Origin of the sequence: Nonomuraea sp. NPDC050153 (assembly GCF_044460125.1) — a bacterium.
Taxonomy (GTDB): Bacteria; Actinomycetota; Actinomycetes; order Streptosporangiales; family Streptosporangiaceae; genus Nonomuraea.
The window spans coordinates 1-17,998 of record NZ_JBITJQ010000053.1 but is presented as its reverse complement, the minus strand read 5'-3'; the positions used below and the strand labels follow the sequence as shown (position 1 = coordinate 17,998).

General features: G+C 70.8%; 16 protein-coding genes. 3 read left to right on the top strand and 13 right to left on the bottom strand.

From position 1 onward, the window contains the following. Positions 1-137: 137 nt before the first annotated feature. From chrA to ACIBQ1_RS58240, 3 genes are all read right to left on the bottom strand, one after another. Positions 138-1,493, bottom strand: coding sequence for a chromate efflux transporter (gene chrA / locus ACIBQ1_RS58250; RefSeq protein WP_397291904.1), 1,356 nt, complete (start codon positions 1,491-1,493; stop codon positions 138-140). Between the two features lie 145 nt (positions 1,494-1,638). Beyond that, positions 1,639-2,070 (bottom strand): chromate resistance protein ChrB domain-containing protein, encoded by a 432-nt coding sequence (locus ACIBQ1_RS58245; protein ID WP_397291903.1) that lies wholly within the window; start codon positions 2,068-2,070, stop codon positions 1,639-1,641. After that, the gene (locus tag ACIBQ1_RS58240; protein ID WP_397291901.1) at positions 2,067-2,543 is read right to left on the bottom strand and encodes a Chromate resistance protein ChrB; all 477 of its coding nucleotides are present in this window, start codon (positions 2,541-2,543) and stop codon (positions 2,067-2,069) included. Before ACIBQ1_RS58240 ends, ACIBQ1_RS58245 begins: the two co-directional genes overlap by 4 nt. Before the next feature lie 284 nt (positions 2,544-2,827). Between ACIBQ1_RS58240 and ACIBQ1_RS58235 the strand changes: the two genes are divergently transcribed. Together ACIBQ1_RS58235 and ACIBQ1_RS58230 are read left to right on the top strand one after the other, a co-directional pair. After that, positions 2,828-4,015: a molybdopterin molybdotransferase MoeA gene (locus tag ACIBQ1_RS58235; protein ID WP_397291900.1), complete on the top strand. Its 1,188-nt coding sequence runs from the start codon at positions 2,828-2,830 to the stop codon at positions 4,013-4,015. Positions 4,016-4,192: 177 nt separating this feature from the next. Beyond that, the gene (locus ACIBQ1_RS58230) at positions 4,193-5,218 is read left to right on the top strand and encodes a M24 family metallopeptidase (protein WP_397291898.1); all 1,026 of its coding nucleotides are present in this window, start codon (positions 4,193-4,195) and stop codon (positions 5,216-5,218) included. Between the two features lie 73 nt (positions 5,219-5,291). Here ACIBQ1_RS58230 and ACIBQ1_RS58225 read toward each other — a convergent pair whose 3' ends face one another. From ACIBQ1_RS58225 to ACIBQ1_RS58210, 4 genes are read right to left on the bottom strand one after another with little or no spacing between them, the layout of a single operon-like run. Then, positions 5,292-5,540 (bottom strand): hypothetical protein, encoded by a 249-nt coding sequence (locus tag ACIBQ1_RS58225; RefSeq protein WP_397291897.1) that lies wholly within the window; start codon positions 5,538-5,540, stop codon positions 5,292-5,294. Then, positions 5,537-5,881: a TOBE domain-containing protein gene (locus tag ACIBQ1_RS58220; protein ID WP_397291896.1), complete on the bottom strand. Its 345-nt coding sequence runs from the start codon at positions 5,879-5,881 to the stop codon at positions 5,537-5,539. Before ACIBQ1_RS58220 ends, ACIBQ1_RS58225 begins: the two co-directional genes overlap by 4 nt. 6 nt (positions 5,882-5,887) lie before the next feature. Beyond that, positions 5,888-6,691 carry a molybdate ABC transporter substrate-binding protein gene (gene modA, locus ACIBQ1_RS58215; RefSeq protein WP_397291894.1) on the bottom strand — a complete coding sequence of 268 codons (804 nt, stop codon included), beginning with the start codon at positions 6,689-6,691 and terminating at the stop codon, positions 5,888-5,890. A 13-nt stretch (positions 6,692-6,704) separates the two neighbouring features. After that, positions 6,705-7,118, bottom strand: a complete 414-nt coding sequence (locus ACIBQ1_RS58210) for a molybdopterin-binding protein (RefSeq protein WP_397291893.1) — start codon at positions 7,116-7,118, stop codon at positions 6,705-6,707. 267 nt (positions 7,119-7,385) lie between these two features. Between ACIBQ1_RS58210 and ACIBQ1_RS58205 the strand changes: the two genes are divergently transcribed. After that, entirely contained in the window at positions 7,386-7,613 is a 228-nt protein-coding gene (locus tag ACIBQ1_RS58205; RefSeq protein ID WP_397291892.1) for a hypothetical protein, read from the top strand. Between the two features lie 103 nt (positions 7,614-7,716). Here the strand turns inward: ACIBQ1_RS58205 and ACIBQ1_RS58200 are convergent, their stop codons facing one another. The 6 genes from ACIBQ1_RS58200 to ACIBQ1_RS58175 form a co-directional block, all read right to left on the bottom strand. Continuing rightward, positions 7,717-7,926, bottom strand: coding sequence for a molybdopterin-binding protein (locus tag ACIBQ1_RS58200; RefSeq protein WP_397291890.1), 210 nt, complete (start codon positions 7,924-7,926; stop codon positions 7,717-7,719). A gap of 142 nt (positions 7,927-8,068) precedes the next feature. Then, positions 8,069-9,988, bottom strand: coding sequence for a molybdopterin biosynthesis protein (locus ACIBQ1_RS58195; RefSeq protein WP_397291889.1), 1,920 nt, complete (start codon positions 9,986-9,988; stop codon positions 8,069-8,071). Next, entirely contained in the window at positions 9,985-11,205 is a 1,221-nt protein-coding gene (gene glp, locus ACIBQ1_RS58190) for a gephyrin-like molybdotransferase Glp (RefSeq protein WP_397291888.1), read from the bottom strand. Before glp ends, ACIBQ1_RS58195 begins: the two co-directional genes overlap by 4 nt. Then, positions 11,202-12,947, bottom strand: a complete 1,746-nt coding sequence (locus ACIBQ1_RS58185; protein ID WP_397291886.1) for an NAD(P)H-dependent oxidoreductase subunit E — start codon at positions 12,945-12,947, stop codon at positions 11,202-11,204. Before ACIBQ1_RS58185 ends, glp begins: the two co-directional genes overlap by 4 nt. Continuing rightward, on the bottom strand, positions 12,948-15,899 hold the full coding sequence (gene fdhF, locus ACIBQ1_RS58180; protein ID WP_397291885.1) for a formate dehydrogenase subunit alpha: 2,952 nt from the start codon (positions 15,897-15,899) through the stop codon (positions 12,948-12,950). It lies immediately after the preceding gene. Positions 15,900-16,105: 206 nt separating this feature from the next. Further along, positions 16,106-17,872, bottom strand: coding sequence for an aldehyde ferredoxin oxidoreductase family protein (locus ACIBQ1_RS58175; protein ID WP_397291884.1), 1,767 nt, complete (start codon positions 17,870-17,872; stop codon positions 16,106-16,108). Between the last annotated feature and the right edge of the window lie 126 nt (positions 17,873-17,998).

The window sequence follows — 17,998 nt, the reverse complement described above, 5'->3', positions numbered from 1 at the left end:
GCCGGCGCGAACGCCGCTGTGGAGCTCGGAGTCGCCAGAACGCCTCGAGGCCATCGCACCTTGTCCATCAGGCCAGGAGCCGCCCGGAGCATGGGCCGGAGGATCGCCCCCTTCGCGCACGATGCCGCCTGACCGGCTCAGGGAAGGAGCGCCGTGCCCATGCCCAGCACCGCACATATGGCCAGGATGCGCAGCATCGGCCATTTGAGGGTGAACGTCATCACCAGCGCGGCCACCGTGATCGCCAGAGCCACCGGGCTCGCCGTGCCCAGTTCGGGCAGTTGGACGTGGAGCGGGCCCGCCTCCCAGGTGAAGGTCCTGGCGAACAGGGTGTGCTCGGAGAAGTACAGCGCCAGGTTGGCGATGACCCCCACGACCGAGGCGGTGATGCCGGTCAGCGCGGCACTGATGGCCCGGTTGTGCCGCAGCCGCTCCACGTACGGGGCACCGAGGAAGATGAACAGGAAGCACGGCACGAACGTGACCCACGTCGTCAGCAACGCCCCCACCAGCGCGCCGCCCCACGGCGGCAGCGCCCCGGGATCCCGGTACGCGCCCAGGAACGCCACGAACTGCACCACCATGATCAGCGGCCCCGGCGTGGTCTCCGCCATGGCCAGGCCGCGGACCATCTCGCCTGGGCTCAGCCAGGCGTACGTCTCGACGGCCCGCTGCGCCACGAAGGCCAGCACCGCGTACGCGCCGCCGAAGGTGACCAGCGCGGTGCCGGAGAAGAACAGCCCCTGGGTGGTGAAGACGCTGTCGGTCCCGGTGAGCAGCGCGACCGCCGCCACCGGCAACCACCACGCCGCCAGCCCGACCGCCAGGACCCTGACCGCGGAACGCCGGCTCGGCCGGGCGTGGTGCAGCGCGTCGTCGGAGATCAGCGGGGCGGGCCCATCCTCCCCGCCGTGCCCGTTACCGGGCTTGAAGGCGTGCGGCGCCAGCTTGTGAGCGGTCCAGCCGACGAGCGCGGCGAAGGCGATGACCATGGGGAACGGCACGCCGAACAGCGCCAGCGCGGCGAAGGCGGCCACGGCGGTGACGACGAGGATCGGATGCGTGAGCGAACGCCTGGCCACCCGGATGACGGCCTGGGCCACGATGGCGAGCACCGCCGGGGCGATCCCGGCGAACAGGGCGGTCACCACCGCGGTGTCCTGCCACAGCACGTAGACCGCCGACAGGGCCAGCAACGCGAGCATGCCCGGCAGCACGAACAGCGTCCCGGCCACCAGGCCGCCGCGCGTGCCGTTCAGCAGCCAGCCCACGTAGATGGCCAGTTGCTGGGCCTCCGGGCCCGGCAGCAGCATGCAGTAGTTGAGCGCGTGGTTGAACCGCTGCTGGCCGATCCAGCGCCGCTCCTCCACGAGCGTGCGCTGCATGACGGCGATCTGCCCGGCCGGACCGCCGAACGTCTGCAGCGAGATCAGGAACCAGGCGCGCACGGCCTGGCGGAACGGAATCACGTCGGTATGGACGTCAATACTCACAGCCACCTCATGAGGGCAGACGAACGGAGCGGAAGATCCGCCACAAGGTCAGGTCGTAGCCGGTCTTGATGACTCCCGGCGATCACGAACGCCGGCGCCAAGCAGCAGGCCCGCCGGTTCGGCAGGACGCCGACGACATTCCGGATCACGACGGCTCGCGTCCCAGCAGCAGCGAGCGCCGGTAGAACTCGTACAGCCCGTCGAAGACCGGCCCCGTGATCTCCAGAACGCGCGGATCGTCACAGATCATCGACAACCCGCGCAGGACCACATCCAGACCGGCCGCCTCCGGGGCGTCGAACTTCTCGTCGTCGATGTCGGCCTCGTGCACGATCTCGGCCAGCTTCCACAGCACCGGATCGTCCAGCTCGTACCGGCGCAGGATCGTCTCGAAGCTGCAGTAGCCGCCGTGGTGCGACAGCTCCACACCCCGCATGTCGAACGGCGTGGCATCGTCCGGGACCTCGGCGGGATCCCCCACGAACACGAACTCCGCCTCGGCGTCGACACGGCGACGGATGAGCCAGGCACACGCGGCCCGGTCGATGTGCACTCCCGCACGCGTGGCCCACCTCATACGACGCCCTCCGCCGTCTGGGCCAGAACGCGTACCGCCTGCTGCGCGACCTCACGCTCGACGGGTGGGAAGTAGTCGCGGCGGCCGATCCTGCGCAGCTCGGCCTGCAACCGCTTGACCGCCCGGCTGCGCTCGCCGGGCCGCGCCCGCGCCGCCGCCTCGACCTCCGCGATCACCGCGCGGTACTCCTCGGCCCGCGCCTGGCGCATGTCCGCGGCGATGGCCCTCTCCTGCGCCACGTTGCCGGCGGCGGCCAGCCAGATGGTCGCGCTGCCGCCCATCTCACCGATCTCCTCGGCGATCCACTCCAAATGCTCACGGGTACGCGCGTCGGCAGGCAACGCGACCAGCCCGTCGCCCAGCCGCGCCACCCCGAGCCGGTCCAGCTTGCGCCAGATCGTGATCCGCAACGTCGAGGGCTGGCGCGGGATCCGGTACGCCAGCAGCACCCACTGCCCCACCGTCCCTGTCATCAGACCTCCTTCTTCGCAACCACAGTTACTGTAACCATGGTTGCACCTAGGAGTCCAGACGACAGTAGGCAACGGCGGGCGCGGTGGAGCCCTCGAAGACTGCGGGCAGGCCGACGCCCGCGGGCGGGGCGGCCCGGTGAGCTCGGGGGCGGACGCGGCCTCAACACGATTCGCAAGCGCATCGCTTTCCACGTGATCGAAAGTCCCATCCGACTCGCCATCGCGGGTACAAGGTGTGAGGCTCTACGAACCACAGCCCAAACTTGCAGATGGGAGAGTGACACATGATCATTACAGCCGATCGGCGAACACGTCGTGACGTCGCCTGGGCGACGGCGAGGGAGTACGCGCATGCGGCGGCCGAGCCGACCTCACCCGTGCGCGTGGCACTCGGTCAGGCGGCAGGCCTGGTGCTCGCCGAGGAGCTCGTCGCGGCGACGCCGCTGCCGGCCTTCGACACGGCCGCGATGGACGGGTTCGCCGTGGCGGGCGCCGGTCCGTGGCTGATCGTCGGCAGCTCCCGCCCCGGCGGGCCATGGACGGGTGAGCGGCTGGAGGCCGGTCGCGCCGTGGAGATCTCGACCGGGGCCGTCGTTCCTCCCGGGGCGTGGGCGGTGCTTCCGGTCGAGTCGGCCGTTCCCGGCGACGGGGGTGTGGCCGGTCCCGAGTTGCCGAGCGGAATGCACATCCGGCACGCGGGAGAGGACGCGTGCGCCGGTGCGCGGCTGGTTCCCGCGGGTATCCCTGTGGGTCCCGCGCTCCTCGGCCTGGCCGCCTCCTGCGGGTATGATGAGCTGCCGGTCCGTCGCAAGCCGGCCGTACGGGCGATCGTCACCGGAGATGAGCTGGTCCATCACGGCCCGCCGGGTCCGGGCCGGGTCCGCGATGCCCTCGGCCCGCTGCTGCCGTCGCTGATCGAGGAGCTCGGCGGGTGCCTCGACGGCCTCGTCCATGTCCCCGACCGGCCCGACACCGCGCTGAGCGAGGCGGTGGAGGCGTCCGCCGACGCCGATGTCATCGTGGTCACCGGGTCGACCTCGGTCGGCGCCACCGACGGGCTGCGCCGCCTGCTCGCCGAAAGCTCCGCCCGCTGGATCGTCGACGCGGTCGCGTGCCGGCCCGGCCACCCCCAACTCCTCGCCCGGTCGCGCGGCGGCCCTTACGTCATCGGCCTTCCCGGCAATCCGTTCGCCGCGCTGGTCGCCGCGCACACGCTGCTCGGCCCGCTCCTCGCCGGACTGTCCGGCCGGACACTCGTCGGCCTGCCGCACGCTCCGCTGATCACTCAGGTCCCGGCGCCTGCCGGCCGCACCCGGATCGTCCCGGTCGTCTGGGACGGCCCCGGCGTGCGGGCCCTCGGCGGAGACCGTCCGGCGTTCCTCAACGGCGCGGCCGTCGGGGACGCCCTGGCCGCGATCCCGCACGGCGCCGAACCCGGCCAGCCGGTGCCGCTGGTCCTGCTGCGCGGTTGAACACCGGCCGATGGGGTCGTTACCCGGTGCCGCTGCTCCCCTGGGGGCGACGCCCGCCGGTCGGCGACGTCCAGAAGGTCCCCTCAGATCACAAGACAGATGCCCATATATCCTGGCGATTGCGAAAACCGTACGTGGTCCCATCTCGAAGATGCGGCAGGCCTTCAGGGAGCTCACTTGTCCAATCATCTGCTGTTCTCCTACGGAACCTTGCGGCTGCCGCAGGTGCAGGTGGCCCGGTTCGGACGCGAGCTCGACGGGCGCCCGGACGCGCTGCTGGGCTTCCGCCTGGAGACGGTGACCATCACCGATCCTGCGGTGATCGCCGACAGCGGAAGCGACGAGCACCCCATGGCCGTACGCTCCGAGGACCCGCAGGACGCGATCGACGGCATGGTGTTCACCCTCACTCCGGAGGATCTCGCGGCCGCCGACGCCTACGAGGTCGACGACTACCTGAGGGTGAAGGCTGATCTGCGATCCGGCGAGAAGGCCTGGGTCTACGTCGACGTCGCGACCGCCGAGGACTTCCGCGCCCAGCGCCTGCTCGACGCCCAGGACAAGGCGATCACGCTGTTCGACGAGATCGTCAAGCGAGACCTCATCGTCGCGGGCGAGACCGAACGGGTGATCAGCGACAAGATCCGCGATCTGGCGAACGAGATGTTCGGGACCACCCGCCACTGGCACAAGCGCATCATCCGGTCCGGCCCGAACACCCTCTTCCCCTACCGCGAGAACCCGCCGGACCGGACCGTCGAGGACGGCGACATCGTCTTCGCCGACTTCGGCCCGATCTTCCAGGAGTTCGAAGCCGATCTCGGCCGTACCTACGTTCTGGGCGACGACCCCGTCAAACACCGCCTGGCCGCCGACCTGCCCGCCATCTTCGAGGCCGGGCGCCGTTACTTCGCCGACCACCCCGACGTCACCGGAGCCCAGCTCCATGCCGAGGTCGGCAGACTCGCGCGAGAGGCCGGCTGGACGCTCGGCGGCACGCACGCAGGACATCTCGTCGGCGAGTTCCCCCACGAGGAGATCGACGCCGCCAAGATCGAGTCCTACATCGCCCCCGGGAACACCACGCCGATGCGGCGCACCGACCGTGCGGGCCGCGTCTGCCACTGGATTCTGGAGGTCCACCTGATCGACGCCGCCGGCGGCTACGGCGGCTTCTACGAACAACTCCTCGACCTCGGCTGAGCCCGGTTGCGCTTCCTGATCGCCGCACCGGGCCACCGATCACCCGCGTCGACAACCCCGCGGGTCGATACGGCTAGACGCAGGAGCAGGGCGGGTCGGCCCAGTGCAGGGCGATGTACGGCTCGGCCTGGCCCCAGTAGCGGACCCGTTCGCGGGTGATGCGGTAGCGGGCGCACTCCTCGGGCTCTCCGGACGAGCTGCGCGGCACGGGGATGACCAGGATGCCGATCTCCTGGTCGATGTGGGTGAGCAGGCCGTGGCAGGGCCCGCCCAGGCAGATGGCGTTGCAGTCGTGGCCGTCACCGGGCCGTTCGGCGTTCATGCCGGGTAGCTGCGGGTCTCAGTGGCCCTGACCGGGGCCCAGATGGTCTGGCCGGGGGGCAGGTCGAGGCCGGCCAGGGCGGCGGGGGTGATGTCGGCGACGGCCATGATCGGGCCGTCGAGGTGCACCCGGACGTTGCCGCCGTGCCGTTCGACGCCGTCGATGCGGGCCTGCCGGACGTTACGCGGGCTGCCGTCCGGCCGCGAGCGGTACAACGCCACCGGCGGCAGCGCCGGCATCCACGCCAGCCGGTCGGAGACCTCACGGCCCGTGGCGGGACCCCCGGCGGGCCCGCCACGCGGGCCCGCCGGGTCGAGCTGCTCCGGCGCCGAAGGGCTCATCCGGGATCAGGGCGCCTCGAAGCCGGCCTTGGTCAGCACGTCCTTGCCCTGCTGCGACAGCACCAGATCCACGAACTGCTTGGCCAGGTCACCCTCCGGGGCCTTGGCCAAGGTGGCGATCGGGTAGTCGTTGATGGCCTTGTCCGCCTCCGGGAACTCGATGCCCTGCACCTTGCCCGCCGAGGCGATCACGTCGGTCTTGTAGACCAGCGCCGCGTCCACCTCACCCAGCTCGACCTTGGTCAGCGTGGCCTTGACGTCCTGCTCCAGGGTCACAGGCTTGACCTTGAGCCCGGCCGCGTCCAGCGCCTTGATCGCCGCCGCCCCGCACGGCACCTGCTCGGCGCACAACGCCACCTTCACCTTGCTGTCGGTCAGGTCCTTCAGCTCGTCCACCTTGGCCGGGTTGTCCTTCGGCACGGCGATCTCCAGCTTGTTACGCACGAACGTGGTCGGCGAACTCGCCAGCGACGCGTCGGTGACCGTCTTCATCGTGGCCGGGCTCGCCGCGGCGAACACGTCGGCCGGCGCCCCTTGGATGATCTGCTGAGCCAAGGTCGCGCTGGAGCCGAAGTTGAACTTCACCGTCGTACCCGGGTGCGCGGCCTCGAAGGTCTTGGCGAGTTCGGTGAACGTACCGGTCAGCGAGGCAGCCGCGAACACCGTCACCTCCTTGGCCCCGCCACCGCCCGCGGAGGCTGACGCAGAGGTCGAGGCCGAGGTCGGTTCGCCGGAGCCGCAACCGGACAGGCCCGCCAGCGCGAGTGCGACGGGCAGGGCAATCGCCCATCGGGAAAAACGCCTGAACACCAAGGGGGGCTCCTCACAAATAGCTGGCCACGCGCTCGTGACCGGGAATCTCCACGACGACGTTGGTGGACTTGATCACGGCGACCGCCACCACCCCCACCTCCAGGCCCAACTCGTCCGCGGCCTGGCGGCTCATCAGCGACACCACCCGGAACGGCCCGGCGGCGATCTCCACCTGCGCCATCACCGCATCGCGGATCACGTCGGTGACGATCCCGCGAAAACGGTTACGCGCCGAGGAACGGCCGCCATCGCTGCTCTCCTCGATCTGCGAACGGGCGAAAGCGGCCAGGTCGGCGCCGTTGACCTGGCGGTGGCCATGCTCGTCCCGCTCGGCTCCCAGCCGACCCGCGTCCACCCACCGGCGGACCGTGTCGGAGCTGACCCCGAGCAACGCCGCGGCCTCGCTGATCCGAAACGTCGTCACATGCCTCACGATACCCTCCGCACATTCCAGCCTGAATACCCGCCTTCCACCGCATCAGCGGCATGATCTACCGTTCTGCCATGGCATCCACGAGATCGGAGAGTTCGTCATGACCCTCGGTACCTCCCGCCGCCGGGCCGCCGCGTCCGCGCTCGCGGCAGCGCTGCTGACCACGCTTGCGCCTCTTCCGGCCCCCTGCTCGCCGACGTCCTCAAACTGACCGAGCCCCGCATCGACCCCGGCATCAAGAACGCGCAGCTACGCCTGGTGGTCACCGCCACCGGCTCCGACGGCTACCACGCCACCGTGGCCTGGGCCGAACTCGACCCGTCCTTCTCCGGCAAGAAGGTCCTGCTCGCCGTCGCCCAGGACGGCGCGAAGCTGGACAAGCAAGGCCCGCGCCTGGTCGTGCCCGGCGACGTCAAGGGCGGCCGCTACGTCAGCGGCGTCGTCCGCCTGTACGTCGGCGACACCGACGCCCTCGACCCTGCCTGACCACCCTGCCTGACCACCCTGCCTGACCACCCTGCCTGACCACCCTGCCTGACCACCCTGCCGAGGCGGGGCCGCGGCAGCCTGGCCAGGCCCCGCTGCCGGGCTAGTTGTCCACACCCAGCATGAGGTCGGACGCCTTGATCACCGCAATGACCTCCCTGCCCGGCTCCAGCCCAAGATCTTCGGCGGCCTCCACCGTGATGGCCGCCACCAGCCGCACGCCATTGGCGTCCAGCTCCACATTCGCCGTCGCCTCGCCCCTCGTGACGCCGACCACCCTCGCCGGGATCCTGTTACGCGCGCTCAACCGCATGGTGTCCGCTCCCTCCACTGGCAACCGAGCCATCCAGCCCTCTGCCCACCAGCATTGAGATCACGTCTCTGCCGTCCGCCCGCCGCCCACGAGTCGCGTACCGGACTCATGCCGGCCGGTGAGAACGGGGAGTCAGCGACAGTCAGCGAATGCGGCGCCCTGTCTCCGCGCAGGAGTAGCCGCCCAGCGCCTCCACCTCGGCGCGGAAGTCCGGCCGCCCCAGGAGTGCCCACAGCGGAGCCAGCAGCTCCTCGGACAGCGCGTCGGTACGCAGCACCAGGTCGTAAGGCTCCTGGGCCACCGGGACGAAGTCGAGTCCGAAGGCGCGGGCGGCGGCGAGGATGCCCAGGCCGGCGTCCGCGCGTCCCGCGGCCACCGCCGCGGCCACCGCCAGGTGGGTGTGCTCCTCGCGGGAGTAGCCGGGCACCTCGCTCGCGTCGATGCCGAGGCCGGCCAGTTCGTGGTCCAGCAGCGCCCGCGTGCCGGCGCCGCGCTGCCGGTTCACGTACCGCAGGTCGGGCCTGGTCAGGTCCTTGATCCCGGTCAGGCCGAGCGGGTTGCCGGGCGCGACGATCAGCCCCTGCTCGCGGTGGACCAGCCGGACCACGACCACGTCGGCGTCCAGGCCCAGGAGTTTGTCCACGTACGGCAGGGTGTACTCGCCGGTGGCCGGGTCCAGCAGGTGCGACCCGGCCAGGTGGCACAGGCCGTCGCGCAGCGCCACGAGGCCGCCCAGTGAGCCGACGTTCGACGACGCCAGCGTGATCAACGGGTCGGCGGCGCGCAGGGCAGAGGCCGCGAGGTCGAGCACCATGTCGTGCGAGCCGATCGCGACGATGGTCCGGCCGATCTCGGACAGGCCGCGTAGCAGTTCGACCCGGACCTGCTCCCCGGCGTGATGCCCCTCCACACCTGCGGGTACGACGAGCAGGCCGTCGGCGCGGACGAGCGAGGTGAGCACGCCGGCGCCCCGGGGCAGCGGGGTGGCGACGAGCTGGTCCCGCACCCGTCCCAGGCGTACCCGCACCCAGTCGTCCATGCCGATGGCGGACGGCAGCTTCCTGGCCAGATAAGCCGTGGCCGACGGGCGTTCTCGCGGTGCGGCTCCCTCCAGCTCGGCCAGCATCGGAGCCGCGAAGATGTCGAAGGTCAGCGCCGCGGACACCGGATAGCCGGGAACGCCGATCACAGGCGTCGCCACGACCGCGCCGAGGACGACGGGATGGCCGGGACGGACGGCGACCCCGTGGACCGCGAGGACGCCGGCCCCGGCGACCACGCGGGCGGTGTAGTCGTCCCGCCCCGCACTGGAGCCGGCGATGAGCAGGACCAGGTCGGCGTCGCAGGTGGCGGCCCGGAGCACCGCGGTGATCGCCTCGGGGTCGTCGTGGACGATCTCGGTGACCCGGGCCTCGCAGCCCGCGTCCCGTGCCTGCGCGGCCAGCATCATCGAGTTCGTGTCGAGGATGTCCCCGGGGGCGAGCTCCGCACCGATCGGGCGGATCTCGTCACCGGTCGGCACGATCACCACCCGTGGTGCGCGCCGGACGCCGAGCTCGACGACTCCCGCCGCGGCGCAGGCGGCGACGTCGACGGGACGCAGCCGGTGGCCTTCCGGCAGGAGCAGCTCGCCGGCGCTGATGTCCTCCCCGATGGATCGGACGTGCTGGTAGGGCGGTACGGCCGCCCGGAGCTCGGCCTCCCCTTGCGCGGTGCGATGTACGTGTTCGCGCATCACCACGGCGTCGTATCCATCAGGCAGCGGGTCGCCGGTGTCCACGACCTCGAAGTCGCCCCTGGCGAGCAGGATGGGGCTGGTCTCGGCCGCGCCGACGGTGTCGGCGGCGCGTACGGCGATGCCGTCCATGGCCGCGGAGTCGAAGGCGGGCGAGGACCGCAGCGCCCACACCGGCTCGGCCGTCACCCGGCCCACGGCGGCACCGACCGATACCCGGACCGCTTCGACCCGGGCGGGGCATCCCGCCGCGGCACGTGCCTCGCGCCAGACGGCGAGGGCCTGCGCCGCGGGAACGTCGGAAACGAAAGGACTTTCTGCGCTCATCTGTACAGGATGACCTCAACCTCGGTGCCCGCGTCCAAGCCGGTGGCAGGTTCGGGCACGATCACGTATCCGTCGGCGCGGGTCAGCACCGACAACAGCGCCGACGGGCCGAAGATCGGCTCGGCCACGCCGTCCCGGACCGTGACCTGGACCACGTCAAGCCGGCCGGCCGCCGAAGCCAGGTCGCGCGAGAGCCGCGCACGCGTGCTCGGCTGCGGCGGCGGAGCCTCGCACCCGGCGATGCGCCACAGCAGCGGCACCCCGACCTGCCCGAACACGACCAGCGCGGACAGCGGGTTGCCCGGCAGCCCGATGAGCGGGATCCCGGAGCATTCGGCCAGCAGCGTGGGCTTGCCCGGCTTGATGGCGATGCCGTGACACCAGATGTCGCCGATGGCGGCCACCGCGCCCGCCGTCTCGTCCCTCGCGCCGACCGACGAGCCCGCCGACACGACGACCAGGTCGGACTCGGCCACGACCGCGGTCAGCCGGTCCTTCAAAGCCCCGGGCTCGTCCGGGACGATGCCGGCGATCACCGGCTCGCCACCCGCGTCGGCGACCAGTCCCGCCAGCGCGGAGGCGGTCGCGTCGCGCACTTGTCCGGGTGCGAGCTCCACGGTGCCGGGCGGCACCACCTCGTCGCCGGTGGAGATGATCGCCACCCGGGGCCGGGCGTGCACGGGGATCGCGGTCACCCCGGCGGCGGCGAGGAAGCCGAGGTCAGGGGCGCGCAGCGACCGGCCGCCGGGCGCCAGCACGCCGCCGGCCGCCACGTCCTCGTCAGCGCGGACGATGCCGCCGCCCGGTGCGACGGGCCGGGTGACCTCGATCGTGCCCGGCATCGTCTCGGCGGTGTACTCGACCATCACCACCGCGTCGGCGCCGGCCGGAAGCACTCCCCCGGTCGGCATCGCCACGCATCCGCCTGCCCGGACCGCCACGGTGGGCTCGGCGCCCATCCGCACCGCGCCGAGCAGATCGAGGTAGGACGGGAGCGCATCGGAGGCGCCGTAGGTGTCCATCGCCCGAACCGCGAAGCCGTCCACGGTGGACCGCGCGAAGCCGGGCAGGGCGGCGGGCGCCGAGATGTCCGCGACGGGCACCCGGTGCAGCGCCGCCGACAGCGGCACGCGCTCCGCGGGCGTACGGTGAGCGGGCCGGAAGCCGGACCGGACCTCGGCGAGGGTACGGACGGTGAAGAACTCCCTGCCGCTCAACGGTCCGGCCGCTCCTTCGAGCCTTCGGGCCGGGGCTGCGGCCCGGCCGCCGCAGCCCCCTTGTTCAGCCCGAGCACGGACACCACCGGGCCCAGCGCCACCTGCCCGAGCCCGCAGATCGACGTCTTGCGCATGGTCTCCTCCAACTGCAGGATCCGCCTGCTCCGCGCGTCGTCGAGGGCGGAGGAACCCGCGTCCAGCACGCCGCGCAGCAGCTCGTGGGCCTTGGTGGACCCGACCCGGCAGGGCACGCACTTGCCACACGACTCGTTGCGGAAGAAGCGCAGCACGTTCGTCGAGGCGGCCAGCAGATCGGTACCCTCGGCGAGCACCACCAGGGCGCCCGAACCCAGCATGGTCCCGGCTTCGGCGAGCGTGCCGAAGTCCAGTGCCAGATCCAGCTTGTCGGGGCCGATGAAGTTCGAGGAAGCCCCACCCGGCTGCACGGCGCCGACCTGGGCGCCGCCGAGCACGCCGCCGGCGAGGTCTATCAGGCTGCGCACCGTCGTGCCCATCGGCACGCAGTACACGCCGGGGCGCTCCACGTGCCCGGACACGGCGAAGAACTTCCAGCCGGCGGAGTCTCCCTCGCCCTGCCCGGCCCACCACTCGGCACCGCGTTGCAGGATCACCGGCACGTCGGCGAAGGTCTCCACCGAGTTGATCAACGTGGGACGGCCGTGCAAACCGTAGTTGCCCGGGAAGGGCGGCTTGTTGCGCGGCTCGCCGCGGTGCCCCTCCATGCACTCCAGCAGCGCGGTCTCCTCGCCGAGGATGTAGCCGCCGGGCGAGACGAAGATGTCGAGTTCGAGGCGGCGGCCGCTGCCGCAGGCGTTCTCGCCGATCACCCCGGCCTGGCGCAGTGCCGCGATCTCCGCGTGCAGCACGCGCTCCTCGGGGCCGTACTCGTGACGGATGAAGATCCAGCCCTGCTCGGCCCCGACCACGGCCATGCCGAGCAGGAGACCCTCGATCACCAGGTGCGGCTGATCGGTCAGGATCTGACGGTCCTTGAAGGTGCCCGGCTCGGACTCGTCGGCGTTGCAGATCGCGTATTTGACGCTGCCCGGTTCGGTGGAGGCGACCAGGCCCCACTTCCTGCCCGTGGGGAACCCCGCGCCCCCCATACCGCGCAATCCGGAGGCCTCCAGCGTGGCCACCACGCTCTCGGCGCTCATCTCGCCGGCCAGCAGCGCGCGCAGGCTCGCGTACCGCGCCGGGACATCCGATCCGGCCGGGTACGGGTCGTTCGGCCAGGGCTCGGGACGTCCCGTCACGGTGGCCTCGGCGAGCTCCTCCTCACGCGCGGCGGCCACGAGCGCGTCAACGTCGGCAACCGGTGCCGGATACTCGTTGACGGCCAGCGCCGGGGCGTTGTCGCAGCGGCCGAGGCAGGACACCTCGACGAGCTCGATCTCGGTGTCGTCGCCGTAGCGTGCACGCATCTCGGCGATCCGGTCGTCCGCGGAGCGCAACCAGCACGACAGGTCGTGGCAAACGTTGATCGCGACTTTGGCGGGCGGGGTCGTGCGGAAGTGCGGGTAGAACGAGATGAGGCCCTCGATCTCGTACCGCGGACGCCGCATGGTGCGGGCGAGCTCTTCGAGTTCCTCCCGCGGCAACCAGCCCAACCGCGCTTGGATGGCGTTGAGAGCCGGGATCAGCGACGGCCCCGGGAACTTCCCAGCCCGTGCCTCCACACCCGGCACCTGGCGACGTCCCAGCTCGAAACTCAGGGTCATTCAGTCACTTCCCATGCTGCTGAGGGGCTCCGCGCCCGGCGCCTCGACCTGAATCGCGCAGAACTTGAACTCGGGGATCTTGCCGTAGGGGTCGATCTCGTCGATCGTCAGCAGGTTCGCCGCCGCCTCCCGGAAGTGGAACGGGATGAAGCAGTTGCCCAGCTGCTCGCGGTGGGAGACCCGCACCTGCAACTCGATGGCCCCGCGCCGGGACCTCACCCGGACCAGCTGGCCATGCGACAGCCCGCGGTCGGCGACGTCCTTGGGATGCATGTACACCTCGGCGATCGGCGAGATGGTGTCCAGCGCGTACGACCGGCGCGTCATCGACCCGGTGTGCCAGTGTTCGAGCAGCCGGCCGGTGTTGAGCACCAGCGGGTACTCCGCGTCCGGCAGCTCCTTCGCCGGCAGCCAGTGCGCCGGTACAAGGTGAGCCAGGCCGTCGTCGGTGTTGAACCGCTCGTCGAACAGGACCACGGTCCCGTCGGAGTGGTCGGGGTCGTGGTTCGGGTAGAGCTTGCCGGTCAGCCCGAGGTTGTCGTGGCGCAGGTTCGCATACGACGGCATGAGCGCGACCATCTCGTCGAACACCTCGCTGGGCGAGGCGTACGACCAGTCCAGCCCGATCCGCCGGGCGATGTCCTGGATGATCTCCCAGTCCACCCGGGCCTGGCCCGGCGGGTCCATCACCTTACGGCCGAGCTGCACCCGGCGATCGGTGTTGGTGTAGCTGCCCTCTTTCTCCAGGTACGACGACGCGGGAAGGATGACGTCGGCGAACTCCGCGGTCTCGGTCAGGAAAATGTCCTGGACCACCAGGAAGTCCAGCTTCGACAGCGCTTTGCGGACCTTGTTGATGTTGGGGTCGGACAGGAACGGGTTCTCGCCCAGCATGTACATGCCGCGCACGCCGCCGGGCTTGAGCACCGAACCGATGATCTCGGTGACGGTGAGGCCGCGGTTGGGGTCGAGCTCCGTGCCCCAGGCCTCCTCGAACCGCCGGCGGGCGGCCTCCCGGTCGACGCCCTGGTAGTCGGGGTAGAACATGGGGATCAACCCGGCGTCGGAGGCGCCCTGGACGTTGTTCTGCCCGCGCAGCGGGTGCAGGCCGGCCCCCGGCTTGCCCACGTTGCCGGTGATCGAGCACATCGCGATCAGGCACCGGGCGTTGTCGGTGCCGGTGGTGTGCTGGGAGATGCCCATGCCCCAGTAGATGACGCCGGATCTGGCCTCACCCCAGACTCGCGCGACCTGCCGGATCAGGTCCGCGTCGACACCGGTGATCTGCGCGGCCCGCTCCGGCGGGTAGTCGTCGACCGTGCGGACCAGTTCCTCGAAGTTGGAGACCCGGGCCTTGATGAACTCCCGGTCGATCAGGCCGAGCCGGATCACCTCACGCATGACACCGTTGTAGAACGCCACGTCGGTGCCGGGCTTGACCTGGCAGTAGTAGTCGGCGTGCTCAGCGACGGTGCTGGCCCGCGGGTCGACATAGATGATCTTCGTACCGCGCCGGCGGGCCTGCTTGAAGAAGGAGCTGGCGACGGGGTGGTTCGCCGTCGGATTGGAACCGGTGATGATCACGACCTCGGCGTTGGCGACGTCGCCGTACGTGGTCGACACCGCGCCGGAGCCCACCCCCTCGAAGAGCGCGGCCACCGACGAGGCGTGGCAGAGCCGCGTGCAGTGGTCGACGTTGTTCGTGCCGAACCCGGTCCGGATCAGCTTCTGGAAGAGGTAGGCCTCCTCGTTGGAGCACTTCGCGAAGCCGAACCCGGCGATGGCCCCGGCGCCCTGCTGCGCGTGGATCTCCCTCAGCCGCCGGGCGACGAGCTCGAGCGCCTCCTCCCAGGTGGCCTCGCGGAAGTGCGGCAACACCTCGTCGTAGTCGACCAGACCGCCCGGTTTGCGGCGCCTGTCCTTGCCGTTCCTGCTCAGCTCGGCGCTGCGACCGCCGCCGCTGCGGTTCCCGCCGGCGCCGCCGCGTCCCCGGTCGTTGTACGCCTCGCCGCGCACGTCCGCCGACAGCGGGCCCTTGGGATAGGACGACTCCTTCCGGATCAGGGGAACGGTCAGGCGCTGCGGCGAGGCCGCGTAGTCCCAGCCGTACCGGCCCTTGACGCACAGCCTGCTCTTCGAGCCCGGCTGGTCACGCCCCTCCGCGAAGGCGATCGCGCCGCGCGACCGGTCGACGTAGTAGGTGAGCGCGCAGCCGACGCCGCAGTACGGGCACACGCTGTCCACCGCGTCCAGCTCCTCGCGGGGCCGGATGGGGATGTTGTTGATCGCCTTGTTGGTCAGGGCTCCGGTGGGACAGGCCTGCACGCACTCGCCGCAGGTCACACACGAGCTGGCGCCCATCGGGTCGTTGAGGTCGAAGGCGATCCTGGTCGAGTAGCCCTTGCCCGAGCGGCCGATGACGTCGTTGCCCTGGATGTCGTCGCACGCGCGGACACAGCGGTCGCACAGAATGCACGCGTCGTGGTCGACCTCGATCACCGGGTTCGACGAGTCCAGCCCCCGGCCCGAACCGCACGGCAGGTCGGTCGTCTCCTTGGCCACGTCGAACCGGTCGGCGAGACCGAGGAGCAGGTTGTCGCCGGTGGTCGTCTGTTTCGGGTCCTCCACGCGCGGCGGCTGGTCGGAGATCAGCAGCTCGGTCAAGGTGGCCCGGTTGCGCTCCAGCTCCGGGGTGCTGGTCCTGACCTGCATGCCCTCCTCGCAAGGGCGTACGCACGCGGCGGCGAAGGCCCGCCCGCCTGTGTCCACCACGCACATGCGGCAGACCCCGACGGGGTCATAGCGCTCGTCGTGGCACAACACCGGGATGTCGATGCCGACCTGCTTCGCGGCGTCGTAGATACTGGTGCCCTCCGGCACGGTCACGGTACGGCCGTCGATCTCGGCTGTCACGGTCCGGACCACCGTCACCGGCTCTTCGAGAGTCGTCATCTCAACCCCGTCAGTCGAGCGGTTAGAGAGCATACAGAATACGGCATACAGTTCTCGCTACAATGTCAGCGGTAACGTTTCGCACTAAATCCGGTGCTAGTACCAATATGGGCAAATTGTCAAGATTCGTGACCGTGTGCTTTCGCGGCTCCGGTGGGGGTTCCCTACCAGGGCATCTGCGCGCACACTGCTGACACCGCACCGTGCTAAGCGTCGAGCAGCAAATCCTCAAGATCAGCCGCCGCGACGCGCCCTTCCTCGTCCAGGCCGCGCGCAGCATAGTAACCGGCGATCATCGACTTCAGGCGGCCCGCGTCCAGCACCGCACGGCGGCCGGAGCCGAGCTCCAGCGGCGTTTCGAGCATCCGGGCCGGCAGCGTGTCGTCGGCCGCGGTGGCCCCCTCGCGCAGGTTGAACGCGCGTTTCGCCCGGACGATCCGCCGGGCGGTGTCCCGCAGCTCATCCGCGTCCAGCCGCCACCCGGTGACCAGCGCGAGCAACCTGGCCCACTCCGTGAAGGGGTCATCGAATACACCCCGCAGGAACTTACAGAGAATCATCGAGTCCATGACCGCGGCTCGGTCCTCGGTGTCGACCGCGGCGGCGACATGGGCCGCGCCGCCGGCCAGCCGGTCGAGCTCACCCGACAGGTCGGCCTCGTAGGCACCCGACCGATTGTGGTCGGCTCCCCTGGCGTTCACCGCGAGCCCGAGCGCCATCGTCTGCAGGCTACGCGGCTCATAACCGGGCAGCTCCAGCCCCTTGACCTGCGGCGCGAAATCGATCGAGGACTGCCCGACCACACCGGCAGCCCGCCGCGAGCCCTGCGCGAGCAACTCTCCCACGCCCGGCGACCGCTCCCCGATCGCGTCCAGCGCGCGCAACAACGCCGTACCGTCACCGAACCGCAGCCACGGCTCATCGAGCAGACCACGTTCGACGCACTCCATGGCCCACGCGATCGTGCCCCCCGCCGAGATGGTGTCGATGCCCAGCTCATCGCAGCGCGCACTGGCGGCGAACACCTCGTCGGGATCGGACACCCCGCACAGCGGGCCGAGCGCGAAGACATTCTCGTACTCCATCCGCTGGCGGCCACCGCCCTTGCGCGAGTAGATGTGCTCGCAGCCGATGGAGCACGACGCGCAGCTGTTACGCGCCACCCCCCGCAGCTCGTGCAGCTCCTCGGCGGCCAGCCGGGGCGCACCTTCGAAGGTCGCCGCGGTGAAGTTGCGGGTGGGCAGGGTGCTGACGGCGTTGAAAGCCAGGAGGTTGGCCAGCGTGCCCAGCTCCCGGTATTTCGCGGTGGCCGGGCCGAAACTGCGCCGGCGCAGGTCGCGGGCGGCGGCAAGGACCCCGGCCTGGTCCGCGACCGACACCTTGGTCGCCGCTCTGACCAGCACGGCCTTGAGGTTCTTCGCACCCATCACGGCACCCAGGCCGCCCCGGCCGGCGTGGCGGCCGTCATGGCTGATGGTCGCGTATCTCACCTGGCGTTCGCCCGCCGGGCCGATGGCCGCGGTGCGCCAGGTGCGGCCGAACCGCGCCCTCGCCGCGGTCTCCGCCTCGGACGCGGGCAGTCCGGCGAGCTCGGGAGCCGGTTCGAGCCGGACGCCGTCGCCGTCGATCAGCAGCACCGACAGCTCGTCGGCACGGCCACGGATCACGATCGCGTCATGCCCGGTCAGCTTGCCGGCGATGGCGAACTGGCTGGACGCGAGAGCATCGGTCAGCAGTCCGGTCAACGGCGACTTGGCCACCACCGCGAACTTCGCACTGGTCGTCAACGGGGTCCCGACCAGCGAGGAGAAGACGAAGGCCAGCGGCGCCTCAGGATCCAGGGGATCGACCCCCGCGGGCGCCAACCGGTGCAACAGCCACGTGCCGAGCCCCACCCCGCCCACATACGACCGCAACACTCGATCGCTCAGCTCATAGGAGGCGCCTCTCGCCCCCCGGCCGGCGACGTCCACGAGCAACGCTCGTCCGAAGAATCCACCAGGCGCCATTGGTAGTCAGGGGCGCGGTGCCGTGAAGGCCCGGTTCCCCATCCCCCTTTCAATTCCGTACGTGCGGTTTTCCCGCATACGGCTTACCGA